The following is a 25,082-nucleotide window of genomic DNA, read 5'->3' as shown; positions in this document are numbered from 1 at the left end:
ACCGGCGCCCCCTGCTCCAGCTCCCCGGGGCGTCCCGGGGAGCTGGAGCCCGTTCATTCGGCGGCCAGCCGCTCCGCCTCGTCGTGCAGCGCCTGGATCAGGTTCAGCTCCAGACGGAGCTGTTCGAGATCGCTCGCCACATCCTCCAGGACGTGCATGATCGGGCCTCCCTGAGAAGGACGCCCCACGCCCCGGGGAGGTTCACAACATCTCAGGTCTCGCTTCTGAAGCGTTCCCAGGCCGACTGCCGGGTCATGCCGAGGGCGACGCCGATCCGCTCCCAGCTCACGTCGCGGGTGCGGACGTGCGCCACCCAATCGCGCAGATTGTCGTCCACTTGTTCCTGTACTGCGGCGATTTTCGGGAGATGGTCGAGTATTTGGTCCACTGACATGGATTCCCAGGTGGGAAGTCGGGGCTCGGTGGAGGGGGCGAGCCGATCCTGTTCGAGGATGACGTTGCACAGCCCGACGCATTCGTCACAAATGTGTACTCCCGGGCCGGCGATCACTTTCTGCACGTCCGTACTCTTCTTGTGGCAGAAGGAGCAGCGGATCTTTTCCTTCCAGTCAGGCATGACCTGACGGTAGCGCGTCAGGCAGCCCCTGACAAGCGGGTGAGGCGGTCCCGGTCGATCTGGATCCGCAAGATGTCCTGCCGCTCCTCGTTGATCCTGCGGGAGAGCAGCAGGTACGCGCTCAGCACCTGGCCGTACCGCTCGCGCGCCTCCTCGAACTGCCCACGCAGCATCAGGACGCCGGCCACGTCGCCGTGTCGTTCGGCCTCGGCCAGCAGCGTGCGCGCCTCGTCCACGATCTCTTCGGCCCGCGCCCTCGTCCGGCGCAGCACGGCGGAGCACTGGTGCAGCTCCGCCAGGCGCGCCGAGGAGACGATGAACTCAGCAGTGTGCACGGCCGAGCCGCCGGCCGTCCCGCTGCGGAGATCCGATCCCATTTCCCGCCACCTCCCGGTCAAGGTTGCCTAACTGTAGACGCGTAACCCTGTTGACGGGATCACCCGCGGACGCCGGTGGTGACGTAATGAACCCGGCGGAGTGAATTCTTCTCCTCCGGAGGAAAACCTCCTTCCTGAAACTCGTTCGGTGCCTGCTGAATGAGATATTTGGCGGAGATGCCACTGCTTATCGGTGGAATGCCGCGAAACTCCGAGGTTCAAAAAGCTGTAAGAGGAAGAGGCCGGATCGGCCCGCGCGAGCACCCGCCCTCGTCACATACTGAGACGCAACGAAGGCGCTACGTGACTCTGGAGTGGTGGCGATGGAACGGGCAGCGGCCGACGGCGGCGCGGTGGACGTCAGCGTCGTCATCCCCGTTCACAACTGCCGGGCCTACCTCGACCGGTGCCTCACCTCCGCGCTCGTGCAGCGGGTGAAGAAGGAACTGATCGTCGTGGACGACGGCTCCACCGACGGCAGCGGCGAACTCCTCGACCTGTACGCCTCCTACCACCCGGAGAGCGTCAAGGTCATCCACATCGAGGCCAGCGGCGGCGCCGGGCGTCCGCGCAACGTCGGCATCGAGCACGCCACCGGCCGCTACGTCTTCTTCTGCGACGCCGACGACCACCTCGGCCCCGAGGCGCTCGAACGCATGGTCGCCGTGGCCGACGGCAACGACTCCGACATCGTCCTCGGCAAGATCGTCGGGCACGGCCGGCGGGCGCCGGTGTCGATGTTCTCGCGCGGCGCCGACCGGGTGGGGCTCGGCGACAGCTCCGTCTACAACAGCCTGAGCTGCTTCAAGCTGTTCCGCAGAGAGCTGCTCGAACGCCACCGCATCAGGTTCGGCGAGGGCATGCTGGTCGGGGAGGACATCCTCTTCACCGTGCACGCCTACTGCCATGCCAGGGGCATCTCCGTGGTGGCCGACTACGACTGCTACCACCTCGTCTCCAGGTCCGACGGCAGCAGCATCATGCAGCAGCCGGGCAGCAGGGACCCGCTGGCCTGGCTGGCGATGATCCGCGAGCCCATCCGGCTCATGGCCCGGCACGTCGAGGCGGGCCCGCTACGTGACCACCTGCTGCGCAGGCACTTCAGGCTCGACGTGTTCACCCAGCTCGGCACCGTGTTCCTGGAGAGCGACGACGTCCGCCGCAAGGACATCGCGCGCGAGGTGGCCGCGCTGTGCGACGAGTGGTACACCCCCGGCGTGCACGAGCGGCTCAACACCATCGACCGGCAGCGGGCCGGCGCGCTCGACGACATCGACCGCCTCGTGCGCCTGGCCCGCATCGAGAGCGCCACCGTCCGGCGGCGGCTGGTCGGGCTGGAGTGGGAGGGCGAGCGCCTGGTCGTGACGGGCGCGGCCCGGCTCGACGGCATCACCAGGGACGACGGCCTGACCGTGGTGCTGCGCGCCCGCCACGACCCGGCCAGGGAGGTGGTCGTGCCGGCCGAGCGGCAGGGGGGCGAGTTCGTCGCGAAGGTGGAGGTGGGCGCGCTCGACCCGGGCATCTGGGACCTGCGGGTGGCGGTCGAGGTGGAGGGCGTGATCCGGCTCGGCCGGCTCGGGGCCGACCGCGACGGCGGCATCACCGGGCCGGGCCCCCGGCTGGTCGGCGACGTCGTGGCGCTGCCCTACTTCACCCGCGACAACGGCAACCTGAGCATCGACGTGGGCGGCCACGTGATCGCGGTGCCGGGCGGGGCGCGGCTGGTCTCGATGCGCTGGACGTTCGGCCACCGGCTGCTGGTGGACGGCGAGGTCAAGGTGGCCGGTGCCACCCCGCCGGTCACGGCCGTCCGGCGGATCGTCTGGCGGGAGCGGCGTACCGGCTGCGAGCGCGCCGACCGCGTGGTGGCGCGGCCCGGCGGCGGCTTCGCGGCCCGGCCCGCGCTGGGGCGGCTGGCGCCCGGCACCTGGGACGCGTACCTGGAGCTGGACCTGGGCGGGCCGCCCGCGCGGTTCAGGATCGAGACCGAGACGGTGGCGGGGCCCCGCCGGTGGTGGGCGGCGGCCCTGCTGCGGAGCGTGCGGCCGTACGCGACCTCGGGGAAGGGGCGGCTGAGTGCGGTGGTGCGGCGACTGAGCGCTGAAAGTGTGGTTAAAAGGATCTTTCGGTAATTGCCAGCTATGTGCAGGTGCAAGACGATGTCCTAAAGTAGGACCGTTTGCGGCTCCGCCCCCGGAGCCCGTCCTCTGCCAGGAGGCAGCCGTGCACGTACCCGATGGCTTCTTCAACGCAGCGACCTCCGTCTCGGCCGGGGCGGTGGCCGCGGCCGGCGTCGCGGTCTGCCTGCGTGGCGCGCGGCGCGAGCTCGACGACCGTACCGCGCCCATGGCCGGGCTGGTCGCGGCCTTCATCTTCGCCGTGCAGATGCTCAACTTCCCCGTCGCCGCCGGCACCAGCGGTCACCTGATGGGCGGGGCGCTGGCCGCGATACTCGTCGGGCCGTACACAGGGGTCCTGTGCATGGCCGTGGTCCTGCTGGTGCAGGGCGTGTTCTTCGCCGACGGCGGGCTGACCGCGCTCGGGGTCAACATCACGATCATGGGCATCGTCACGGTGGTCGTCGGCTGGGGCGTCTTCCGGCTGGTCACGACGGTGACGAGGGGGAAGGTCACGGTGGCGGCGTTCCTGGCCGCGCTGATCTCGGTGCCGGCCGCCGCCCTGGTCTTCACGCTGCTGTTCTGGATCGGCGGCACGGCGCCGATCGAGGTCGGCACGGTCGCGGCGGCGATGGGCGGCGTGCACCTGCTGATCGGCGTCGGCGAGGGTCTCATCACCGCGGTGACCGTGGGCGCGGTGCTCGCCGTCCGGCCCGACCTCGTGTACGGCGCCCGCGGCCTGACCAAGCCACTGGTCCTGCGCGACGCCGAGGGCGCCACCACGACCGCGGACCAGGACGAGCCGCGACCGGCGAGCGCCCGGGGCCCGCTCAGGCCGTTCCTGCTCGGGGGGACCGGCCTGACGCTCGTGCTGGCCGGGGCCGTCTCCTTCGTCGCCTCCGGCGACCCCGACGGCCTGGAGGCCGTGGGCCAGAACGAGGGCTTCATCGATCAGGCGTCCGACCACGCGCTCGGCGGGTGGGCCCTGGCCGACTACGGCGAGGTCGGCGGGATCCCCGTCGGCGTGGCCGGAATCATCGGCGTCGGCCTGGTGTTGGTCATCGCCGGGGCCGTTGCCTATGCCGCGCGGGGCCGTGACAAGATCAAGGTGTGATACGTGGGCGCTGGGCACCATCACCGGCTCTACCTGCCGGGAGACACGGTCGTGCACCGGCTCCCGGCGCAGTGCAAGCTGCTGGCGGTCTTCGCCTTCGCCCTCGTGGTGGTGGCCACGCCGCGCGAGCGGTTCTGGGCGTTCGCCGCGTACGCCGTGCTGCTCGCCGGTGTCGCGGTGGCGGCCAGGGTGCCGGCCACGTACGTGCCGCGGCGCATGGTGATCGAGCTGCCGTTCGTGCTGTTCGCCTTCCTCATCCCGGTCGTGGGGCTGGGGGAGCGGACCGAGGTGCTGGGGTTGTCGCTGAGCGTGCCCGGCCTCTGGTCGGCCTGGAACATCCTGGCCAAGGCCACGCTGGGGGTGGTGGCCTCCATCCTGTTGGCGGCCACCACGGAGCCGCGGGCCGTCCTGCTCGGGGCGCAGCGGCTGCGGCTGCCGAGCCTGCTGGTGCAGATCGCCATGTTCATGCTGCGGTACATGGACGTGATCGTGGCTGAGATGCGGCGGATGCGGGTGGCCAGGGAGTCGCGCGGGTTCGAGGCGCGCAACCTCCGGCACGTCCCGGTGATCGCCCGGTCGGCCGGGGCGCTGTTCATCCGCTCGTACGAACGGGGCGAACGCGTTCACCTCGCCATGCTGAGCCGGGGCTACACCGGTCAGCTCCCGGTCATCGGGGAGGCGGCGGCCTCCGCGGCCCACTGGGCGACCGCGCTGGCCCTGCCCGCCGCCGCCCTCGCCGTCTGGGGACTGACGTGGTGAACTCTCTCGAAGTCCGGCAGCTCGCCTACGCCTATCCCGACGGCACGCAGGCGCTGTTCGGCGTGGACCTGTCGATCGCGCGCGGCGAGCGCGTGGCCCTGCTCGGCCCGAACGGCGCCGGCAAGACCACGCTCGTGATGCATCTCAACGGCATTCTCACCGCCGGGCACGGCAGTGTCACCGTGGCCGGCACCCCGGTGCGCAACGACACCCTCAAGGAGGTCAGGCAGCGCGTCGGCCTGGTCTTCCAGGACCCCGACGACCAGCTCTTCATGCCCACGGTGCGCGACGACGTGGCCTTCGGCCCGGCCAACGCGGGCCTGCGCGGCGCGGAGCTGGACCGCGTGGTCGATGACGCGCTGGAGCGGGTGGGCATGCTGGCGGCCGCCGACCGGCCGCCGCACCACCTGTCGTTCGGGCAGCGCCGCCGGGTGGCGGTGGCGACGGTGCTGGCCATGGCCCCCGAGATCCTGGTGCTGGACGAGCCCTCGTCCAACCTCGATCCGGCCGCCCGCCGGGAGCTGGCCGAGGTCCTGCGCTCTCTCGACGTGACGGTGCTCATGGTCACGCACGACCTGCCGTACGCGCTGGAGTTGTGCGAGCGCTCGCTTGTCCTGTCCGGCGGCGTGATCGCCGCGGACGGGCCGACCCGTGAGCTGCTGTCCGACGCCGACCTGCTGGCCCGGCACCGGCTGGAACTTCCGTATGGTTTCGCCATTCCGGCAGGTTGACCCGCGATCGCCGTCATCTGCGGCAAACCTGGCCTCCCAGGCAGGGGCATCGGCGGCGAGATGGGTAGAAACCCGGAGCATGGCTCTTGACGGGGCGTTTGGCCCGTGTTTAGGCCCACCTTGTCCTCCTGCATCCGACTTTTCGTAGTTTGTGCATGCCCGCTACCCGGGGATGTCGAAGTACAGTGGCTCATCGAGGAGGGGCCCATGAAGCTGCGGCTTGCGCGACACGCCCTGGGCGACGCCGTGGTGGTGGCCGTCGAGGGAGAGCTTGACCTGTTCACCGCGCCGTTTCTGCGCGACGAGGTGCGTGATGCCATCAAACAGGACAGCGCCCGGCTCGTGCTCGATCTGCAGCAGTTGTCGTTCATGGACTCCAGCGGCCTGTCGGTGCTGATCGAGGCATGGCGGCTGGCGACGGGAGAGGGCGGCGGCGTGTCCCTGGCGGCGCCGCAGGCACCCGTGGCGCGCATCCTCCGCACCACCGGGCTCGACCGGCGCATCAAGGTGTACTCCGACGTCGACACCGCCGTGGGTGAGATTTAACCACCCCCGAGTAGAACTTCATTCGGTCTGCGGGTTAGGGTCCGCCTATGGACGTGAACGGATCTGCAGCAATCATCTCCGGCGGCGCCAGCGGCCTCGGTGAGGCCACGGCGCGCGAGCTGGCCCGCGCCGGGGCCACGGTCGTGGTCGCCGACCTCAACGAGGAGCGCGGCAAGGCCGTCGCCGACGAGATCGGCGGGGTCTTCGCCAGGACGGACGTCTCCGACGACGAGCAGGTGCAGGCGGCCGTCGACGCCGCCGTGGCCACCGGCAAGCCGCTGCGCGTGGTGGTCAACAGCGCCGGCATCGGCTGGGCCGAGCGTACGGTCAACCGCGACGGCAACCCGCACAACCCGGCCACCTACCGCAAGGTCATCGAGGTCAACCTGATCGGCACGTTCAACCTCATGCGCATCGCCGCGGCCGCCATCGCCAAGACGGAGCCGGCCGACGCCGACGGGCAGCGCGGCGTGGTGATCAACACGGCCTCCGTGGCGGCGCTGGAGGGGCAGACGGGGCAGCTCGCCTACTCGGCCTCCAAGGGCGGCATCGTGGGCATGACCGTACCCGCCGCCCGCGACCTGGCCGCGATCGGCGTACGGGTGAACACCATCTGCCCCGGCATCATCGACACCCCCATCTACGGCTTCTCGGCCAACGCCGACGACTTCAAGGCCAAGCTGGTCGCGCCGGTGGTCTTCCCCAAGCGCATGGGCCGCGCCGACGAGTTCGCCCACCTGGTCAGGTCCCTGGTCGAGAACGACTACATGAACGCCGAGGTCATCCGCTTCGACGGCGGCATCCGCTTCCAGCCCAAGTAAGTGAGGTCCCGTGTCTGACGAAGTGCTCGTCGAAGAGTCCGGCAATGTCGCGATCCTGACCATCAACCGCCCCCAGGCGCGCAACGCCATCAACGGGGCGGTGGCCCGAGGCGTCGCCGAGGCGCTGGACACGCTGGAGGCCCGCCCCGACATCTCCGCGTACGTCCTGACCGGCGCCGGTGGCACGTTCTCCGCGGGCATGGACCTCAAGGGGTTCCTGTCCGGGGACTTCCCGGTGGTCAAGGGCCGCGGGTTCGGCGGGCTGACCGAGGCGCCGCCGAAGAAGCCGCTGGTCGCGGCCGTCGAGGGGTACGCGCTGGCCGGCGGCTTCGAGCTGGCCCTGGCCTGCGACGTCATCGTGGCCTCGGCGGAGTCGAAGTTCGGCCTGCCGGAGCCCAAGCGCGGGCTGGTGGCGGGCGCGGGCGGGATCATGCGGCTGCCCCGGCGCATCCCGTACCACGTGGCCATGGAGCTCGCCCTGACCGGCGACCACTACCCGGCCTCCCGTCTGTACGAGCTCGGCCTGGTCAACCGCATCACCGAGCCGGGCGCCGCCCTGGAGGGCGCCCTGGAGCTGGCCAGGAAGATCGCGGCCAACGCCCCGCTCGCGCTCGCCGCGACCAAGCGGGTGGTCGTCGAGTCGCAGGACTGGTCGCTGGAGGAGATGTTCGACAAGCAGGGCGCGATCATCAACCCGGTCTTCGGCTCGAAGGACGCCATGGAGGGCGCCGCCGCCTTCGCCGAGAAGCGGGCGCCCCGGTGGAAGGGCGAATGACCGTCCCCCCTCCCGTCTTCCCCAGGGAACGGGAGGGGATCCTTTAGCGCGCGCATAGCTCTACCTGGTTACGGTAAAGAAAGAGGAGACAACCGACCGGGAGAGCGCATGAGCGACTATTCGGGTTCCAGGAGGTTCGAGTCGGCCAGGCGCGGGGCCGGGGCGCTCCTTCAAGGTGCGCTCGCCGCACTCATCATCATGATCGTCATGCTCGCGGTCATGTGGGTGGTCGAGGGGGTCGACTACTTCCTCGACGGCGCGCTCGACCGGCAGTTCGGCATCGTCGGCTGGGAGCCCGACGGCCTGGTGGGCATCGTCTTCGCGCCCTTCCTGCACGGCGGTTTCGGCCATCTCATGGCCAACTCGCTGCCGCTGCTGATCCTGGGTTTCCTGGCCGGGTTGCGGGACATCCGCAAGTTCCTCTGGGCCAGCGTGCTGATCATCTTCATCGGCGGCCTGGGCACGTGGGCGACCAGCCCGGGTGTCTACACGGTCGGGGCGAGCGGGCTGGTGTTCGGCTACTTCGGCTACATCCTGGCCCGCGGCCTGTTCGACCGCAGGCTGCTGGACATCGCCATCGGCGTCGGCGTGGGCATCGCCTACTGGGGCATCCTGGCGGGCCTGCTGCCCAACCAGGAGGGCATCTCCTGGCAGGGCCACCTGTTCGGGCTCGTCGGCGGCGTGGTGGCCGCCTGGGTGCTGCGCCGCAGGCGCGAGATCGCCCCCGCGAACCCGTACAGCTTCTGAGGCGGCCCGCCCTACAGGTGCGGGCGTGTGTGCTCGGCCGGCGACGACGACAGCAGCCGGTCGATGTAGGCCAGGCCGACGGCCGAGACCACGAACGCCAGATGCATGATCGTCTGCCACATCATCTTGTCGTTGGGCGTCGTCTGCGCCCGGATGAAGGTCTGCAGCAGGTGCACCGACGAGATGCCGATGATGGCCGTGGCCAGCTTGACCTTCAGCACGTTCGCGTTGACGTGGGAGAGCCACTCGGGCTCGTCGGGGTGGTCGTTGAGGTCGATGCGCGAGACGAACGTCTCGTAGCCGCCGATGATCACCATGATCAGCAGGTTGGAGATCATCACCACGTCGATGAGCGCCAGCACCGTGAGCATGACCACGACCTCGGGGGAGGGCGCGGTCGCCGCCTGTGCGGCGTTCTCGGGGTGCAGGAACACCGCCTCGATGAGGTGCCACAGCTCCAGCGCGAACTGGTACACGTACACGGCCTGGGCCACGATGAGGCCGAGGTAGAGGGGGACCTGAAGCCAGCGGCTGGCGAACATCAGGTAGCCGAGACTCTTCGGCCGGGTGCTCCCCTGGCCGAATGGGGGCTTACCGGGCAAGAATGTTTCCTACTGGTCGAGCTGGAGGGGATGTGAGTTGGCCAACCTGGGGTCCCTGGAACGTGCCCTCATGGACGTCCTGTGGGACGCGGGCGAGCCGATGCGTGTCAGGGAGCTCCTGGTCGAGCTCAACGGGGAGCGCGAGCTCGCCTACACCACGGTGCAGACCGTGGCCGAGCGGCTCGTGAAGAAGGGCATGCTGGTGCGTACGCCGCACCGCAACGCCTTCCGCTACGCCGCCGCGCGATCGAGGGACGAACACGTCACCGCCCTCATGCTGGAGGCGCTCGCGGCCAGCCCCGACAGGTTGCCGGTGCTGGCCAGGTTCGCGCGCAGCGTGGAGGAGGAGGACGCGCTCGCCCTGTTCGACGAGCTGGCCCGCAGGACGGGACGCAAGACCGGCTAGAGGCGCTCGACCACGTAGTCGACGCAGGTCGTGAGCGCCTCGATGTCGGCCGGGTCGATGGCCGGGAACATCGCGACGCGCAACTGGTTGCGGCCCAGCTTGCGGTACGGCTCGGTGTCGACGATGTCGTTGGCGCGCAGCACCTTGGCCACGGCCGCGGCGTCGACGGAGTCGTTGAAGTCGATCGTGCCGACCACCTGCGAGCGGAACTCGGGGGCCGCGAACGGCGTGGCGTAGGACGACTTCTCGGCCCAGGTGTACAGGCGCTGGCTGGAGTCGGCCGTGCGGGCGGTGGTCCAGGCCAGGCCGCCGTTGCCGTTCATCCAGTCGAGCTGGTCGGCCAGCAGGAACAGCGTCGCCACCGAGGGGGTGTTGTACGTCTGGTCCTTGCCGGAGTTGTCGATGGCGACCGGCAGGCTGAAGAACTCGGGCACGAACCGGCCGCTCGCGGCGATCTCCTCGACCCTGGCCAGGGCGCGCGGCGACATGATCGCGATCCACAGGCCGCCGTCGGAGGCGAAGCTCTTCTGCGGCGCGAAGTAGTAGACGTCGGTCTCGGCGAGGTCGACGGGCAGGCCGCCGGCGCCGGAGGTGGCGTCGACGAGCACCAGCGAGTCGTCGGAGCCGACCCGCTTGATCGGCATGGCGACGCCGGTCGAGGTCTCGTTGTGGGTGAGCGCGTAGGCGTCCACGCCGTCCTCGGTGACCGCCTCGGGGTGGGTGCCCACCTCGGACTTGACGACGCTCGGCTCGGCGAGCCACGGCGCCTTCCTGGTGACCGTGGCGAACTTCGAGGAGAACTCGCCGAACGACAGGTGCTGGGACTTCTCGCGGACCAGCCCGAAGGCGGCGATGTCCCAGAACGCGGTGGTGCCGCCGTTGCCCAGCACCACCTGGTAGCCCTCCGGCAGCGAGAACAGGTCGGCGAGACCGGAGCGCACGCGGCCGACCAGGTTCTTGACCGGCTTCTGGCGGTGCGAGGTGCCCATGAGGCTCGCGCCGGAGGCGGCGAGCGCTGCCAGTTGCTCGGTGCGGACCTTCGACGGCCCACAGCCGAAGCGGCCGTCAGCGGGCTTGATGTCAGCGGGAATCACGATGTCAGCCACGTAACGGAGCCTACCGACCTGCGGCGGATGGCTTGAACGCGGTCCGCACTTTGAGACCGGCGAAAAGTACTGCCAGACCGGCACAGAGCGGGTCATGGTGGTGCGCCCGCGGGCCGGTCTCCGGCTCGGGAACGCGAAACGGCTACCGCGGCGGCCCGGAGCCGCGCGGTAGCCGCACCCACGGAATTCAGTACTTGCCGACGACCTCGTCGGCGCCCGCCAGCTCGCTGAGCGGACGCGAGGTCGGGCCGATGTAGGTGGCGCTCGGACGGACCAGCCGGCCCGTGCGCTTCTGCTCCAGGATGTGCGCGGCCCAACCGGCCGTGCGCGCACAGGTGAACATCGAGGTGAACATGTAGGAGGGCACGTCGGCGAAGTCCAGCACCACGGCCGCCCAGTACTCCACGTTCGTGGCCAGCACGCGGTCGGGCTTGCGGGCGTGCAGTTCCTCCAGCGCGGCCTGCTCCAGCGCCGCCGCGACCTCGTAGCGAGGCGCGTCGAGCTCCTTGGCGGTCCGCCGCAGCACGCGGGCGCGCGGGTCCTCGGCACGGTAGACGCGATGGCCGAAGCCCATGAGGCGGTTGCCCTTGTCGAGCTCGCTCTGGACGTACTTCTTGGCGTCGCCGAGCTGCTCGACGCCCTCGATCATGTGCAGGACCCGCGCGGGGGCGCCGCCGTGCAGCGGGCCCGACATGGCGCCCACGGCACCGGAGAGCGCGGCGGCCACGTCGGCGCCGGTGGACGCGATGACGCGGGCGGTGAACGTCGAGGCGTTCATGCCGTGCTCGGCGGCGGAGGTCCAGTAGGCGTCGATGGCCTTGACGTGCTTGGGATCAGGCTCACCGCGCCAGCGGATCATGAAACGTTCGACGATGCTCTTGGCCTCGTCGACCCGGCTCTCCGGCACCATCGGCAGACCCAGCCCGCGCGCGGACTGCGCGACGAACGAGAGTGCCATGACGGAGGCGCGGGCGAGCTGGTCGCGGGCCTCGTCGTCACTGATGTCGAGCAGGGGCTTGAAGCCGTACGCGGGCGCCAGCATGGCCAGCGCGCTCTGCACGTCTACACGGATGTCGCCGGAGTGGACAGGAATGGGGTACGGCTCCGCCGGGGGTAGACCCGGCTGGAACGTGTTGTCGACCAGCAGGCCCCAAACGTGCCCGAACGGGACACGGCCGACCAGCTCTTCGATGTCGACGCCCCGGTATCGAAGGGCGCCCCCTTCTTTGTCCGGTTCCGCGATCTCGGTCTCGAAAGCTACGACGCCTTCGAGCCCGGGTTTGAAGTCGGACATACTCGGCCGCCTCCCTTTCTTGCCATGTTTCGGCAATGCGATGCCTTGATGTCGAGATACCGGCGGGTCAATTTAACCGCCTCCCAGGTCGTGCTCGGTCTTGGGACCCGCCGTTTCGACAAACCCGCAGGTCAGAGGGGGTGGCTTCGGCGACCCGCTGGTAGTGGGGTCACGATGGGATCCGCCGCGCGAGCGCGCAAGAATACCGTCTCGTGGATGCCACCCCGCGCCCGCCCACACTGGCGGGGCTTCGCCGAACGTACGAGGGCGAGCCGTTGCTCGAAACCGACCTCGCGTCCGACCCCATCGCGCAGTTCGCCGCCTGGTTCCAGGACGCGCTCGACGCCGGCCTGCCCGAACCCAACGCCATGATCCTGGCCACCGCCTCCGCCGGCGGGCGTCCGAGCGCCAGGACCGTCCTGCTCAAGGGCTACGACGAACGCGGATTCGTCTTCTACACCAACTACGAGTCCCGCAAGGGCCGCGACCTGGCCGAGAACCCCCGGGCCTCGCTGCTGTTCCCCTGGCACCCGGTACGCCGTCAGGTGCGCGTCGAGGGCACCGTGACGCGCATCTCCCACGAGGAGTCGGCCGCCTACTTCGCCTCGCGCCCCTACGGCTCGCGCGTCGGCGCCTGGGCCTCGCGGCAGTCGGCGGTCGTGCGCTCCAGGGAGGAGCTGGACGCCCGTTACGAGGAACTCGCGGCGCGCTGGCCGGAGGATCCGCCGGTGCCCGACTTCTGGGGAGGCTTCCGTGTCGCCCCGATCGAGGTTGAGTTCTGGCAGGGTCAGCTCGACCGGATGCACGATCGGCTGCGCTACCGGCGGACGAGACCCGGCTGGGTGCTTGAGCGACTTGCCCCTTAATGTTCGGTAAGTGGCAATTGGGGATCTGGTCAAGCGGCACCTGTTAGACACCCGGCCCCTGGGCGTCGCCGCTTACCGCCGGATCTGGCTGGGCCAGGCCGTGTCGCACGTGGGCGTCGGCGTGACCGTCGTGGCCGTCGGGCAGCAGGTCTACGAGATCACGCAGTCCTCGTTCTACGTGGGCCTGATCGGCATCGCGAACCTGATCCCGCTGATCGTCTTCGGGCTGTGGGGCGGCGCGGTCGCCGACGCCGTGGACCGGCGCAAGCTGCTCGTCGCCGGCTCACTGATCGCCTGGGCGGCCACGCTGTTCATCCTCGTCCAGGCGCTGCTCGGCCTGAACAACATCTACCTGATCTTCCTCGCGGTCGCGGTGAACGCCACCGGCTTCGCCATCACCGGCCCGACCAGGGGCGCGATCATCCCCAGGCTCATGGACCGCGAGCTGGTCCCGGCCGCGAACGCGCTCAACTCGCTGGTCTACAGCCTCGGCGCGGTGCTGGGGCCGATGGTGGGCGGGCTGGCGATGGTGCACGGCGGCGGGTACGCGGCGGCGTACGCGGTGGACGCCGTGCTCTTCTCAGGAAGCCTCTACGCGGCGCTCAGGCTGCCCTCACTGCCTCCGCTGGGCGAAGTGACACGTCCGGGAGCCCGATCGGTGCTGGACGGGCTCAGCTTCATCGTCAGGAGCCCGGTGCTGATGATGTCGTTCGTCGTGGACATCATCGCCATGGTGTTCGCCCTGCCGCGGGCGTTGTTCCCCGAACTGACGGCGCAGCGGTTCGGCGGTGACCTGCTGGCCCTCGGCTGGATGAACTCCGCCATGGCCATCGGCTCGGTCGCCGGCGCGCTGTTCTCCGGCTGGGTCGGGCGGGTCAGCCGGCAGGGGGTGGCGCTGACGATCGTCATCGCCCTGTGGGGGCTGGCCGTGGCCGCCGCCGGGCTGGTGGACGACCTGTGGCTGCTGGTGCTCTTCATGGCGATCGGCGGCGTGGCCGACGTGGTCTCCTCGGTGTGGCGGCAGTCGATCCTGCAGCTCTACGCCCCCGACGAGATGCGCGGACGGCTGCAGGGGGCGTTCATGGTGGTCGTGGCGGGCGGCCCGCGTCTGGGCGACCTGCGGGCCGGGGCCACGGCGACGGCCTTCGGGCTGACCGGGGCCTGGGTGGGCGGCGGCCTGGCGTGCGCCGCCGTCGTGCTGGTCGTCGGGCTGTCGGTGGCCGGTTTCCGTAACTACCGGGCCCGATAGGCGGGCGGGAATCCGGACCGGGACGGCCGGGAAGGAACTCGGCGGTCATATTGTTGCCGACCTTGACCATGGCCGGTCGTTCTGCGAATAGGGTTCCCTGTGACTCCTGCGCCCGCGGCGGACGGGCTCAGTCCCACGATCGGCGTACCATTTCACTTGGGAGGAGCCTTGACCGCACACGGCCTGATCGACACCACGGAGATGTATCTCCGTACCATCTACGAGCTCGAGGAAGAGGGCATCGTCCCGCTGCGGGCCCGCATCGCGGAGCGTCTTCAGCAGAGCGGCCCCACCGTGAGCCAGACCGTCGCACGCATGGAACGCGACGGGCTCGTCCGCGTCGAGGGTGACCGCCACCTGTCGATGACCGAGCTCGGCCGCACCCTCGCCACGCGCGTGATGCGTAAGCACCGTCTGGCCGAATGCCTGCTCACGCAGGTGATCGGCCTTCCCTGGGAAGAGGTGCACATCGAGGCGTGCCGGTGGGAGCACGTCATGTCGGAGTCGGTGGAGTCGCGCCTGGTGACGCTGCTCGACAACCCGACGGTGTGCCCGCACGGCAACCCCATCCCGGGGCTGGCCGAACTGGGCGCCAGGGAACCGGTCGACAGCGGCGACGACGACACGCTGACGACCATGTGCGACCTCGCCGGCACACGCGACACACCCGTTGTCGTGCGTCGAATTAGCGAACAAGTGCAAAGCGATCCCGCTGTGATGCTTAAACTCAAGCAAGTTGGGATACAACCCGGACGCGAGGTGACGCTCGCGGCGAGCGACGACGGTGTACGGGTGACAGGTGACGGTGACGCGAAGGACACGCCCGCGGAGCTTCCGCGCGATGTCGCCGCGCACGTTTTTGTCTCCAAGCGCTGACGCGCGCGCAGCTACTTGGTTGAATCCCTCCTGGGAGGCCCTCCACTCCCCCCTGGCCAAGACTGTTGCAGGAGCGCCCGTGGTCCGCTTTGCAGACACGCCACCCCGAGGAGTGGTCTCCGGATGAAGCGATGGGGGGATCTGTCACAAGAAGCGGCTGATCACCTTGCTGCTGGGTCCGTGCTCGACCACGCCGAGATGGCCGTGGTCGTCACCGACCGTTTCAGCAATCTCCTCTATTGGAACCCTTTCGCCGAAAAACTTTTCGGTCGTCAGGGCAAGCCGCCTTCGCGTGACGGGTCGGCCCTGTCCCTCGGCATCATGGACAAGGACCACCCCATGGCGATCGAGCTGGCCAAACACGTGCTCAAGGGCGGCGTGTGGGAGGGCACCTTCGACGTCAGGCGCGGCGACGGCACCGTCGTCTACGTCCGGGCGCAGGCCGTGCCGATGCGCCACGCGTCGGGCTCGGTGACGGGGATCGTCATCACGGCCCGCGAGGCGCTGCGCAGCAACGAGCGGGAGAAGGACCGCTTCGGGCTGCTCGAACGCATCGGCGAGCGACTGGCGGGCTCCCTCTACGTCGAGGAGACGCTCAAGCGCGTCGCGGAGATGCTCGTCCCGCAGTTCGCCGACCACTGCTTCATCGAGTTGATGGAGGGCGACCGGCTCGTCCGCCGGGTCTCGCAGCACGTGCAGGGGTGGACCCCGCCGTCGGGCACGTGGAAGCCGGTGGGCGCGGAGATCCGCTACCCCTCCGGCCACTACGCCGACACCGCGCTGCGCCGCCAGGAGACGATCCTCGTCGAGGACTTCGCGAGCAGCCGTTACCCCAAGCCCCACGAGAACAGCGCGCGCCTGTGCGGCGAGATCGGCATGACCTCCGCCATCGTGGCGCCGCTGCTGGTGCGGGGCGAGACGCTCGGGCTGATGTACCTGGGCCTGTCCAACCTCACCGACCGCCGCAGCCCCCACTACGACGCCTTCGACCGCGACTTCGTGGGCGCCATCGCCACCCGGGTCGCGCTCGCCATCGACAACGCGCTGCTGTTCGAGGAGGAGCGCCACACGGCCGAGTCGTTCCAGAAGTACCTGCTGCCCAGGGCGTTGCCGCAGCTCGACGGCCTGCAGATCGCCGTGCGCTACTACCCGGCGGCCCCGCTGGCCTCCCACGGCCAGGGCATCCAGACCCAGGTGGGCGGCGACTGGTACGACGTCATCCCGCTGTCGGCCGGCCGCGTCGGCATCGTGATCGGCGACGTCGAGGGCAGGGGCGCCAAGGCCGCGGCCATCATGGGCCAGCTCAGGGCGGCGCTGCGGGCCTTCGCGCAAGACGACAAGTCCCCGGCCGACATCCTGGCCAGGCTCGACGAGTGGACCCGCATCATCGCCACCCCCGAGCAGGACGACAACGGCGCCGACATCAGCATCCCGCCCATCGTGACCTGCCAATACCTCGTCTACGACGCCTGGTCCCGCCAGCTCTCCTTCGCCAACGCCGGACACGCCCCGCCGCTGCTGCTGGTCGACGGGCAGTGCGTCGAGCTCGACATCGAGGAGGTCGGCCAGCCGCTCGGGGTGCGCGCCAAGGGCCTGCACGCCGACCTGGTCTACAAGGAGGAGACGCGGACGCTGCCGCCGGGCGCGGCGCTGCTGCTCTACACCGACGGCCTGGTCGACCGCCGCCCCAGCCGCGACGGCCGGATGCCGAACGAGTCCGAGACCCTTGGCGTGCTCTGCGAGAAGCTCGCCAAGATGTCCGACGCCGAGGTCGAGCGCATCGCCGACACCGCCACGGTGGCGGTGCCCGGCGAGATCGACGACGACATGGCGATCCTCGTGGTCCGCTCCAGCGACATCGACCTCGACGTGGAGTCCCGCACGTTCCCCGCCCAGCCCATCATGGTGGGCGAGGCGCGCCGCATGGCCTCGGAGGCGTTCGCGAGCTGGAACGTGCCCGAGGAACGCGCCGAACTGGCCTGCCTGCTCGTCTCCGAGGTGGTCACCAACGTGGTGCTGCACGCCGCCACCGCCGGGGTGCCGCGCAGGGAACTGGTCGTGGAGGGGCCGCCGCTGCCGTTCGAGGAGTCCTGGGACATGCCGGGCTTCGAGGACGAAGTGGTCGGCGACAAGGAGTTCACGCTCCGGCTGCGCAGGGGCGAGGAGGCGGTCTGGGTCGAGGTGTTCGACCAGGACCTGCGGCTGCCCCGGATCCGCAGCGCGGGCGAGAACGACGAGGGCGGGCGCGGCCTCTACCTGGTCGACCAGCTCGCCCGGCGCTGGGGATCGCGTCCCACCAGGGAAGGCAAAGCCGTCTGGTTCGAGATTCCCACCCGCGGCAGGTGATGGTTCACTGGCGCCCATGGACCTGGCCTTCGAACGCAGGGGCACCGGTGCGCCGCTGATCCTCATCCACGGCATCGGCCACCACTGGCAGGGCTGGCTGCCGGTCATCGACCGGCTGGCCGCCACCCGCACGGTGATCGCACTGGATCTGCCCGGCTTCGGGGCCTCGCCCGAGTTGCCGCCGGGTATCCCGTACACCGCCGAGTCGCTGGCGGACGCGGTCGAGTCGTTCTGCGCCCGGCTCGGCATCCGCGAGCCTGCCGTGGCGGGCAACTCGCTGGGCGGCTACATCGCGCTCGAACTGGCCGCGCGCGGCGTCGTGAGCACGGCGGTCGCGCTCTCCCCGGCCGGCTTCTGGTCCCGCTCGGAGCTGCTCTACTGCCAGGCGCTGCTACGCGCCATGCGGGCCTCGGCCCGCGCGATGCCGCTGGAGCGGCTGGAGAACCGCCACCTCCGCACACTGTCCGCGGGCCTCCTGGTCGCCCACCCGTCCAGGCTCGACCCGGCCGCCCTGATCGCCGCCACCGAGGCGCTGGGCCGGGCGCCGGGGTTCGACGACACGCTGGAGTCGTTCGGCGGGCTGATGCCGCCCGCGCCGCCGAAGTCGCCCGTCACGATCGCGTGGGGCGAGCGCGACCGGCTGCTGCCGCGCCGCCAGGCCGTACGCGCGGGGCGCTGGTCGGGGCAGCGGGTCAAGCTGCTGCTGGGCTGCGGTCACGTGCCGATGAGCGACGATCCCGAACTGGTGACCCGCGTCATCCTGGGGACGTGAGGTTGGCCGCCATGCGGCGCAGCACGCCCACGGTCGCCTGATACTCCTGTGGCGTCACCCCCGCCATGGACCGCCGCCGGAACGCGCCGACCCGTTCGGCGATCTCGGTGTGCGCGGCCCGGCCCGCGTCCGTGAGCTGTCCACCGGCCAGCCAGCCGCGCTCCGTCAGCCGCCGCGTGGCCTCGTCGATGGCGTCGAACGCGTCGAGCGCGCGGGGGTCGGCCCCGTTCGCCGTGGCGTTGAGCACCTGCCATTCGCGCCGGGACACGGGCAGCACGTCGTCCATGGCGTGTTCCAGCAGCGTGTCGAGGTGCTTGAGCCAGTATCCGATGGGTCTGTCGTTCATGCATGTATAATAGCAACTATATGTATGAAGACAATGATATTGCCGACATCGAGCGGGCCATGGTCGCCATTCGGCGCAGGCAGAGCCGCCGCGCGCTGGCCCGCACACAGGGGGCGGCCGGGCCGGAACACGACGTGCTCGACGTGATCGAGGGCGCCGGCGGTGCGCGCGTCACTGTGTCCACGGTCGCCGAGGCGCTCGGCGTCGATCAGCCCCGCGCGAGCCGCCTGGTGGCCGCCGCCGTCGGCACGGGGCTGGTCAGGCGCGAGGCCGACCAGTCCGATGGGCGGCGGTCCTGGCTGGTGCTGACGGAGGCCGGCACGGCGGCCCTGGAGCGGGCCCACCGCTCCCGGCGGGCGGCGTTCGCCGCGGCCACGGCGGGCTGGACGGAGGAGGAGCGGGCGCAGTTCGCCCGCCTGCTGACCCGGTTCGTCGGAGGGATGGCGGGCTGAGCCTCCGTGATCACCGCTGGAGCAGGGTGCTCAGCTCGTCGGTGATCAGGGCGTCCGGGTCGAGTTTCATGCCGGTGAAGTGGCCCGCGAGTTCGAGTGAGAGCACGCCGTGCAGGCGGGTCCAGAAGGACAGCGCGCGCTGCGGGGCCGTCGCCTGCTCCGGCCCGCCGCAGGCTTCGAGCAGCACCGCCATGACCTCGTCGGAGATCGCGGTGGTGTCGTCGGGGGCGTGATAGCCGGGGACGGGTGTGCCGTAGATGAGGAAGTACCGCTGCGGGTCGCTCCTGGCCCACTCGCTGATCGCGCGGGCCAGGCCGAGCAGGTCGGCGCCGGAGCCGGACGCGGCGCGTACGGTGTCGGCCAGGCTGCGGTAGGCGTCGCGGATGAGGGCGGTGATCAGCTCGTCGCGGCCGGCGAAGTACCGGTACAGGGCGGGGCCGCTCATGCCCACCTGCTTGGCGATCGCGTTGAGCGACAGCGAGGGCACCCCCGCCGCCGCGATCTGCTCCCAGGCGTGCCGCTTGATCTCCTCGCGCACCTGGGCCCGGTAGCGCTCCCGCGGGCTCTGCCCTTGTGCATCCGTCATGCGCCCGTTCCCTCCGGTCGGCTTAGAGCTTCTCACGCTTCCTGTTGACGCTCGCGCTCTCGAAGTTATAGCTTCTAACTGTTGCGAGAAGCTCTAACGAAAGGTGCAGCACATGATCGGCACGAACTCCGCCCTGCTCGTGATCCCCCTGGCCGCCGCCCTCACCGCCGCGCCGGCTCACGCCTCGACCGTCCGTACGGGAGCGCTGACCTGTCAGGGCAGGGGCATCGACCCCACCGCGGAGCTCCACCACCGGACCGAGACCTTCATCAAGGCCCCGCTGAGCACCGTGTGGAAGCTGCACACCGACGTGGCGGGCTGGCCCTCCTGGCAGCAGCCCGTCACCAGCGCGAAACGGCTGGACCCGGGGCCGCTGCGGCAGGGCGCACGCTTCCGGTGGACGACTCCGGTGCCCGCCACGCCCGTGAGCCCCGCCACCACGCTGGTGATCACCTCGACCGTCCAGCAGCTCAAGCGCGAGCAGTGCGTGCGCTGGACCGGGCCCGCGATCGGCGAGGGGCTGCGCATCGACGAGGGCGTACACGTCTGGAACTTCGTCGAGGTCAGGGGCGGCGTGGTCGTCCGCACCGAGGAGAGCTGGACCGGCGAGCAGATCGAGGCCGACCCGGCGACCTCCATCACCTACCTCGCGCCAGGGCTCGACGCCTGGCTGGCCGCGCTCAAGAGCGCCGCCGAGGCCCGCTGACCGCGGGAAAGGGACGTTAGGCCTTGGTCTGGCCCCACATCATCAGCATGACGAGCACGAACACGATCACCACACCGGCGTAGCCGATCGGCCCCAGGCGGATCGCCCGGCGCACGCGGTTGAGCAGCCAGGCGAACAGCAACGCCAGGAAAGCCAGGAGGATCAGGCCGCTGTCCATGCTGTCCAGTATGCGGCCCGATCCGGCCGGCCGTGCGGATCAGAACCCGAAAGACCGGCCGATGATCTCCTTCATGATCTCGGTGGTGCCGCCGTAGATCGTCTGGACGCGGCTGTCCAGCCAGGACTTGGCCACCGGGTACTCCATCATGTAGCCGTAGCCGCCATGCAACTGGACGCAGCGGTCGACGACCTTGGTCTGCAGCTCGGTCGTCCACCACTTGGCCTTGGCCGCGTCCACGGCGGTGAGCCGGCCGGCGTTGAGCGCGGTGATGCACTTGTCGACGTAGTGGCGGGCGATCTCCGTCTCGGTGGCCAGTTCCGCCAGGACGAACCGGGTGTTCTGGAACGAACCGATGGTGCGCCCGAACGCCTGGCGGGTCTTGCAGTACTCGATGGTCTGCTCCAGCGCGGTCTCGGCCGCGGCCACCGCCGCCACGGCGATCGACAGGCGTTCCTGCGGCAGGTTGTGCATGAGCTGGAAGAAGCCCTCGCCGTCCTTGGGGCCGAGACGGTTGGCGACGGGCACACGGACGTTGTCGAAGAACAACTCGGCCGTGTCCTGCGCCTTCATGCCGACCTTGTCCAGGTTCCGCCCGCGGCCGAAGCCCTCCATGCCCCGCTCTACCACGACCAGCGTGGTGCCCCTGGCGCCCGCCTCAGGGTCGGTCTTGGCCACCACGACGACGAGGTCGGCGTTGACGCCGTTCGTGATGAACGTCTTCTGCCCGTTGACCAGGTAATGGTCGCCGTCGCGGACGGCGGTGGTCCTGATGCCCTGGAGGTCGCTCCCGGCTCCGGGCTCGCTCATGGCGATGGCCGTGATCAGCTCGCCGGCGGCGAACCCCGGCAGCCAGCGCTGCTTCTGGGCGTCGTCGGTGAGGTCCACGACGTACGGGGCCATCACGTCGTTGTGCAGCGAGAAGCCGAGGCCGGTGGCGCCGTTCCTGATGATCTCCTCGACGATCACCGCGTTGAAGCGGAAGTCCTTGATCCCCGCACCGCCGTACTCCTCCGGCACCGAGAAGCCGAACATCCCCAGCTCCCCGGCCTTCTTCCAGACCTCGCGCGGGACGATCCCGTCCTTCTCCCAGCGCGGGTGGTGCGGCACGACCTCGCGGGCCATGAATTCGCGCACGGTCTCCTGGAAGAGGAGGTGCTCGTCGTCGAAGAGGTCTCGCTGCATAGGACGTCTCCCGCTTGCAGAATGCCATTCTGTTACCGCCAGGTATACCCGGTGCGGGGCGTGGGGGACACGGGTTCATCACAAGTGCCGGAAGAAGCGACTTTCGGCATGTGTTGCCGGTGTTTCCTCTCTAAGATCTACCCTCGGTCTGTTTTGGGTGATCGGAGTCTCCGTGAGTCGGTGGCGCAAGGCGGTGACCGCCGCAGCCGTGGGCATGGCGGCATCTGGTGGATTAGTCGTGACATCGTCGATTCCCAGCCAGGCCGAAGCTTCGCTGGTGGCCAAGTACCGCTGCACAGGTGGTGTCGCCGGCAGCGGGGTGGACCTGGAAGCGCGGGTGACGCCGCAGGTCACGGCCGGTCGGATGGATGTCCGCTGGGACGTGTCGTACAAGAGCCTGCAGAAGTTCGGCTCGCCGGGCTTCTTCCCCGAAGGGTCGTCCCTGCACCTAGAGGGTGTGGTGGACGTCAGCGGCGCCTGGAACGGTCAACTGAGGCCCCGCGGCGACCAGGCACAGGCGCAGCTCGTTCCGGGCAGCTATCTGGAGCTGCCCGAAGGGCTGTCCGACGGCGCGGCGCTCGACCGGACCGGCACGATCCGCTTCGAGCCCCGCGGGCTGACCCTCAAGTTCACGCCCGCCGAAGGCGACGTGAAGGTCAACAGCGACGAGTCCTCGGAGATCGAGTACACGGGCTCCTGGAACTGGAAGTACACCGCGCCGACATACGACGACCACCTCAAGGACATCCAGTGGACCGAGGGGCTCGACGCCACCGCCAAGCTGGACTTCCTCGGCACCAAGGTCGCCTACATCGGCCGGCGTGAGCAGAACCTCGGCAAGATCCGCGTCAAGATCGACGGGGAGGAGGTCACCTCCGGCCTCGTGCAGCCGGGCAAGGACAGCACCGGGGCCGACGTGACCGGCACCAAGACCCAGGAAGTGCTCTGGACGTCGCCGCAGCTCGAATACGGGCCGCACCGCATCGAGATCACCAACACCGAGAGCAAGCTCGCCTACCTGGACGCCTTCCAGGTGTTCATCAGCGACGTGCCCGAGCCGCCGCAGCACGACAGGGCGACCTGCACCCTCCAGAACGACCCGGGCGCGATCGACGTCACCGTCCCGGGGGCCACCACCACGCCGACGGACGATCCCACGGACACGAGCTCGCCGGATCCGTCGGACACCGGTGACCCGACGGACGACCCCACGGACCCGAACCCGCCGAACCCCCAGGACCCCGACGACGACTCCCATGCCATCGGCGGTGACCGGGTGATCGTCGTCCCGTACGCGTCCACCTCGACGTCGGCCTCGTCCACCCCCAAGAGCACCGGGCCGACCGCGACGAGGTACTACCGGGCGCAGGTGGCCAACACTCCGAGCGGCGGCGTCGAGACCGGTGTGGCGCCCGGCGAGGAGCAGGCTCCGGTCGGGCTGATGGCCGGTGGGATGGCGCTGGTGATGGGAAGCGCGGGTGGCGGGCTGCTGCTGCGCCGGCGCAGAGCCGCGCACGCGGGAGGAGCACAGTGATGGCCGAGGAGCAGCCGACCGAGCCGCAGCCGACCCAGGAGAAGACGCCGGTGCAGCGGGCGTTGCCCGCGCTGCTCGTCGCCGGCTCGCTCGGCGGCGTCGGCCTGGTCATGGTGAGCCTGCTCTCGCTGGCGCCGCCGGTGGACGACGGCTCTGGGGAGCCGGTGGCCGCCCCGCAGCCCGGACCGTCCACGGTCGAGATGTCGAACGCGGGCGCGTTCGTGCTCCCGCCGACGGTCGGCCCCGGCGGCAAGGACGTTCCCCTGACCCCGGCCCGCCTGGACGCGCCGCCCCCGCTGGCGGCGGTCCCGGCCGTGCCGTCGATCCCGAAGTCCAAGGCGAAGGGCAAGTCCGCGCCCACGCCGACCCGCGTCAAGATCCCCAAGATCAAGGTGAACGCGCCGATCGGCTCGGTCACGGTGAACAAGAAGGGCGTCCTCGGCACGCCCCCGCTGAGCAAGCCGAACCGGACGGGCTGGTACAAGCTCTCCCCGGTGCCCGGCGAGACCGGCCCGGCGATCATCAACGGCCACGTGAGCACCCGCTCGGGCCCCGCCGTCTTCGACCGCCTGCGGGAACTGGCCAAGGGCGACCAGATCTACGTGTACCGCTCGGACGGGAAGGTCACCCGCTTCACGGTGAGCGGGATCGAGCAGACGAGCAAGACCGCGTTCCCGACCAAGCGGGTGTACGGCAACACCGGCGACTCCCAGCTCAGGCTCATCACCTGCGGCGGCGTCTACAACAAGACGACTCACCACTACACGGACAACATCGTCGTGTACGCGACGTTGTCGAAGAAGAAGGGCTGAAGGGAAAGTTGGGGTAGATTTGCCGGTTTACGGGAAGTTGACAGGGACAGTTCGTAGGATCTCTACCTAACCGTGACCAACGGCTGGAATTCTGGCACGACTGTTGACACTGCGCTGAAACGGAGAAGACCCGTGCTCTTGTCCCAGGCGGGGCGCCGCCTCGTCCATACGACATCCGCGTTGGGATTAATGGGCACGCTTGTCGTCTTCGTTTGCTCCCTCTTCATCGTGTCGACCCCAGCGACCGCGTCGGCCGCAGCGCCAAAGACGTTCGCCTACACGTGTGATGGCGGGCCGTTCACGAACACCTCGCTCAGTGTGAGCCTCAGCGCCCCTGACTCGGTGGCGGCGGGCCAGTCCTTCGCCCTGACCGTCAACATCCCCGCCCTGACCCTGCAGACGGCGCCGACCACCGCCACCACCGCGCAGGCGACCCTCACGCTGACGCCGACGGGCGGCACCATCTCCGACACCGCCGCGAAGACCCTCGGCCAGGTAGCGGCGGGCGCCACCAGCGTGACCCCCGGGACCATCACCTACCAGGTCGCGGTGACCGCTGGCACAACGACCAATGTCACGATCAAGCCCAGCACGCTGACCCTGGCTCTCGCCAGTGCCGCGACCACCCTCACGTCCTGCTCCACGACCTCCACCGAAGTCCTGACGGTTCCGATCGGCACGGGAGGCGGTGGCGGTGACGGGACCGGTACGGACCTCGTCCAGTACGAATGCACCGGCCCCGCGGCCACCGATATCCAGGACGTCGAGATCAAGGTCGAGCTGACCATGCCGACCTCCGCCAAGATCGGCGAGCAGTTCGCGATCAAGTGGAAGGGCACCTACACCGCAGGCAAGGAGCTCAAGGCGCCCGCCACAGGGCAGACGGTCGCGGCGAGGCTCTTCGCCTACGCGTCGCTGACCGGGATCACCGGCCTGACCTCCGCGACGGGCGAGGGAGTGACAGGCGCCGTTACCGCTGGCCAGATCATCACGCTGCCCACCGCGACGATCGACCTCAAGACCACCGCGAGCACGGCGGGCACCGCCACGGTGAAGCCGGCGGCCGTCAACTTCGGCGCGAACACGGCGACCGGGACCACCCCGGCGATCGAGTGCGAGGTCCAGAACACCACCGCGCTCAAGGAGTACAGGTTCACGGTGGGCAACGGCACGGGTACCCCCACGCCGACCCCGACTCCCAC

28 protein-coding genes are annotated in these 25,082 nt (G+C 69.8%); 19 read left to right on the top strand and 9 right to left on the bottom strand.

Going from position 1 to position 25,082, the window contains the following annotated elements; genetic code table 11:
- Positions 1 to 211: 211 nt before the first annotated feature.
- Positions 212 to 577: a ClpX C4-type zinc finger protein gene (locus tag FAF44_RS31495; RefSeq protein WP_237106949.1), complete on the bottom strand. Its 366-nt coding sequence runs from the start codon at positions 575 to 577 to the stop codon at positions 212 to 214.
- 17 nt (positions 578 to 594) lie between these two features.
- Positions 595 to 954 carry a hypothetical protein gene (locus FAF44_RS31490; protein WP_237106948.1) on the bottom strand — a complete coding sequence of 120 codons (360 nt, stop codon included), beginning with the start codon at positions 952 to 954 and terminating at the stop codon, positions 595 to 597.
- 323 nt (positions 955 to 1,277) lie between these two features.
- Here FAF44_RS31490 and FAF44_RS31485 point away from each other — a divergent pair, with 323 nt between their 5' ends.
- From FAF44_RS31485 to FAF44_RS31450, 8 genes are all read left to right on the top strand, one after another.
- Positions 1,278 to 3,086: a glycosyltransferase family 2 protein gene (locus tag FAF44_RS31485; protein WP_237106947.1), complete on the top strand. Its 1,809-nt coding sequence runs from the start codon at positions 1,278 to 1,280 to the stop codon at positions 3,084 to 3,086.
- 91 nt (positions 3,087 to 3,177) lie between these two features.
- Positions 3,178 to 4,185, top strand: coding sequence for an energy-coupling factor ABC transporter permease (locus FAF44_RS31480; protein WP_237106946.1), 1,008 nt, complete (start codon positions 3,178 to 3,180; stop codon positions 4,183 to 4,185).
- Positions 4,186 to 4,188: 3 nt separating this feature from the next.
- Positions 4,189 to 4,944: a cobalt ECF transporter T component CbiQ gene (cbiQ, locus tag FAF44_RS31475; RefSeq protein ID WP_237106945.1), complete on the top strand. Its 756-nt coding sequence runs from the start codon at positions 4,189 to 4,191 to the stop codon at positions 4,942 to 4,944.
- On the top strand, positions 4,941 to 5,675 hold the full coding sequence (locus FAF44_RS31470; RefSeq protein WP_237106944.1) for an energy-coupling factor ABC transporter ATP-binding protein: 735 nt from the start codon (positions 4,941 to 4,943) through the stop codon (positions 5,673 to 5,675). The genes cbiQ and FAF44_RS31470 overlap by 4 nt, the downstream gene beginning before the upstream one ends.
- Positions 5,676 to 5,882: 207 nt before the next feature.
- Positions 5,883 to 6,221 carry an STAS domain-containing protein gene (locus tag FAF44_RS31465; protein WP_148442055.1) on the top strand — a complete coding sequence of 113 codons (339 nt, stop codon included), beginning with the start codon at positions 5,883 to 5,885 and terminating at the stop codon, positions 6,219 to 6,221.
- A 47-nt stretch (positions 6,222 to 6,268) separates the two neighbouring features.
- Positions 6,269 to 7,042: an SDR family NAD(P)-dependent oxidoreductase gene (locus tag FAF44_RS31460; RefSeq protein WP_237106943.1), complete on the top strand. Its 774-nt coding sequence runs from the start codon at positions 6,269 to 6,271 to the stop codon at positions 7,040 to 7,042.
- 10 nt (positions 7,043 to 7,052) lie between these two features.
- Positions 7,053 to 7,817, top strand: coding sequence for a crotonase/enoyl-CoA hydratase family protein (locus FAF44_RS31455; protein WP_237106942.1), 765 nt, complete (start codon positions 7,053 to 7,055; stop codon positions 7,815 to 7,817).
- Between the two features lie 108 nt (positions 7,818 to 7,925).
- Positions 7,926 to 8,564, top strand: a complete 639-nt coding sequence (locus tag FAF44_RS31450; RefSeq protein ID WP_237106941.1) for a rhomboid family intramembrane serine protease — start codon at positions 7,926 to 7,928, stop codon at positions 8,562 to 8,564.
- 11 nt (positions 8,565 to 8,575) lie between these two features.
- Here the strand turns inward: FAF44_RS31450 and FAF44_RS31445 are convergent, their stop codons facing one another.
- Complete coding sequence (locus FAF44_RS31445) at positions 8,576 to 9,166, bottom strand: TIGR00645 family protein (RefSeq protein WP_237106940.1); 591 nt, start codon at positions 9,164 to 9,166, stop codon at positions 8,576 to 8,578.
- Between the two features lie 37 nt (positions 9,167 to 9,203).
- Here FAF44_RS31445 and FAF44_RS31440 point away from each other — a divergent pair, with 37 nt between their 5' ends.
- A complete protein-coding gene (locus FAF44_RS31440) occupies positions 9,204 to 9,572 on the top strand; it encodes a BlaI/MecI/CopY family transcriptional regulator (protein ID WP_237106939.1) in 369 nt (122 codons plus the stop codon).
- On the opposite strand, the gene serC is transcribed toward FAF44_RS31440, so the two are convergent.
- Both serC and FAF44_RS31430 read right to left on the bottom strand, forming a co-directional pair.
- Positions 9,569 to 10,678: a phosphoserine transaminase gene (gene serC / locus FAF44_RS31435; RefSeq protein ID WP_237106938.1), complete on the bottom strand. Its 1,110-nt coding sequence runs from the start codon at positions 10,676 to 10,678 to the stop codon at positions 9,569 to 9,571. The two genes, FAF44_RS31440 and serC, sit on opposite strands and share 4 nt — an antisense overlap.
- Positions 10,679 to 10,865: 187 nt before the next feature.
- Positions 10,866 to 11,972, bottom strand: a complete 1,107-nt coding sequence (locus tag FAF44_RS31430) for a citrate synthase 2 (protein ID WP_237106937.1) — start codon at positions 11,970 to 11,972, stop codon at positions 10,866 to 10,868.
- 212 nt (positions 11,973 to 12,184) lie between these two features.
- Between FAF44_RS31430 and pdxH the strand changes: the two genes are divergently transcribed.
- From pdxH to FAF44_RS31405, 5 genes are all read left to right on the top strand, one after another.
- Positions 12,185 to 12,838 (top strand): pyridoxamine 5'-phosphate oxidase, encoded by a 654-nt coding sequence (gene pdxH / locus FAF44_RS31425; RefSeq protein WP_237106936.1) that lies wholly within the window; start codon positions 12,185 to 12,187, stop codon positions 12,836 to 12,838.
- A gap of 10 nt (positions 12,839 to 12,848) precedes the next feature.
- Positions 12,849 to 14,087 (top strand): MFS transporter, encoded by a 1,239-nt coding sequence (locus FAF44_RS31420; protein WP_237106935.1) that lies wholly within the window; start codon positions 12,849 to 12,851, stop codon positions 14,085 to 14,087.
- 168 nt (positions 14,088 to 14,255) lie between these two features.
- Positions 14,256 to 14,963, top strand: a complete 708-nt coding sequence (locus FAF44_RS31415) for a metal-dependent transcriptional regulator (protein ID WP_272895276.1) — start codon at positions 14,256 to 14,258, stop codon at positions 14,961 to 14,963.
- Between the two features lie 123 nt (positions 14,964 to 15,086).
- A complete protein-coding gene (locus tag FAF44_RS31410; protein WP_237106934.1) occupies positions 15,087 to 17,309 on the top strand; it encodes a SpoIIE family protein phosphatase in 2,223 nt (740 codons plus the stop codon).
- 16 nt (positions 17,310 to 17,325) lie between these two features.
- Complete coding sequence (locus FAF44_RS31405) at positions 17,326 to 18,081, top strand: alpha/beta fold hydrolase (protein ID WP_237106933.1); 756 nt, start codon at positions 17,326 to 17,328, stop codon at positions 18,079 to 18,081.
- On the opposite strand, the gene FAF44_RS31400 is transcribed toward FAF44_RS31405, so the two are convergent.
- Entirely contained in the window at positions 18,065 to 18,427 is a 363-nt protein-coding gene (locus FAF44_RS31400; protein ID WP_237106932.1) for a MarR family transcriptional regulator, read from the bottom strand. The genes FAF44_RS31405 and FAF44_RS31400 overlap by 17 nt on opposite strands.
- Before the next feature lie 20 nt (positions 18,428 to 18,447).
- Between FAF44_RS31400 and FAF44_RS31395 the strand changes: the two genes are divergently transcribed.
- Positions 18,448 to 18,879: a MarR family winged helix-turn-helix transcriptional regulator gene (locus FAF44_RS31395; RefSeq protein WP_237106931.1), complete on the top strand. Its 432-nt coding sequence runs from the start codon at positions 18,448 to 18,450 to the stop codon at positions 18,877 to 18,879.
- A gap of 10 nt (positions 18,880 to 18,889) precedes the next feature.
- Here FAF44_RS31395 and FAF44_RS31390 read toward each other — a convergent pair whose 3' ends face one another.
- Positions 18,890 to 19,465, bottom strand: coding sequence for a TetR/AcrR family transcriptional regulator (locus FAF44_RS31390; protein ID WP_237106930.1), 576 nt, complete (start codon positions 19,463 to 19,465; stop codon positions 18,890 to 18,892).
- 112 nt (positions 19,466 to 19,577) lie between these two features.
- On the opposite strand from FAF44_RS31390, the gene FAF44_RS31385 reads away from it, so the two are divergent.
- Positions 19,578 to 20,171, top strand: coding sequence for an SRPBCC family protein (locus FAF44_RS31385; RefSeq protein WP_237106929.1), 594 nt, complete (start codon positions 19,578 to 19,580; stop codon positions 20,169 to 20,171).
- A gap of 16 nt (positions 20,172 to 20,187) precedes the next feature.
- Here the strand turns inward: FAF44_RS31385 and FAF44_RS31380 are convergent, their stop codons facing one another.
- Positions 20,188 to 20,349 carry a hypothetical protein gene (locus FAF44_RS31380; protein ID WP_237106928.1) on the bottom strand — a complete coding sequence of 54 codons (162 nt, stop codon included), beginning with the start codon at positions 20,347 to 20,349 and terminating at the stop codon, positions 20,188 to 20,190.
- Positions 20,350 to 20,388: 39 nt separating this feature from the next.
- Complete coding sequence (locus FAF44_RS31375; RefSeq protein ID WP_237106927.1) at positions 20,389 to 21,534, bottom strand: acyl-CoA dehydrogenase family protein; 1,146 nt, start codon at positions 21,532 to 21,534, stop codon at positions 20,389 to 20,391.
- A gap of 238 nt (positions 21,535 to 21,772) precedes the next feature.
- Here FAF44_RS31375 and FAF44_RS31370 point away from each other — a divergent pair, with 238 nt between their 5' ends.
- From FAF44_RS31370 to FAF44_RS31360, 3 genes are all read left to right on the top strand, one after another.
- A complete protein-coding gene (locus tag FAF44_RS31370) occupies positions 21,773 to 23,068 on the top strand; it encodes a hypothetical protein (protein WP_237106926.1) in 1,296 nt (431 codons plus the stop codon).
- Positions 23,068 to 23,880 carry a class F sortase gene (locus FAF44_RS31365; protein ID WP_237106925.1) on the top strand — a complete coding sequence of 271 codons (813 nt, stop codon included), beginning with the start codon at positions 23,068 to 23,070 and terminating at the stop codon, positions 23,878 to 23,880. Before FAF44_RS31370 ends, FAF44_RS31365 begins: the two co-directional genes overlap by 1 nt.
- A 132-nt stretch (positions 23,881 to 24,012) precedes the next feature.
- Positions 24,013 to 25,082, top strand: a 1,070-nt coding sequence (locus FAF44_RS31360; protein WP_237106924.1) for a hypothetical protein, incomplete at its 3' end; no start/stop codon positions are given.

The sequence above is a fragment of the Nonomuraea sp. MG754425 genome, assembly GCF_021699195.1.
Classification (GTDB): Bacteria; Actinomycetota; Actinomycetes; order Streptosporangiales; family Streptosporangiaceae; genus Nonomuraea.
The sequence above is the reverse complement of the archived record's forward strand: the minus strand, read 5'-3'. Positions and strand labels throughout refer to the sequence as shown.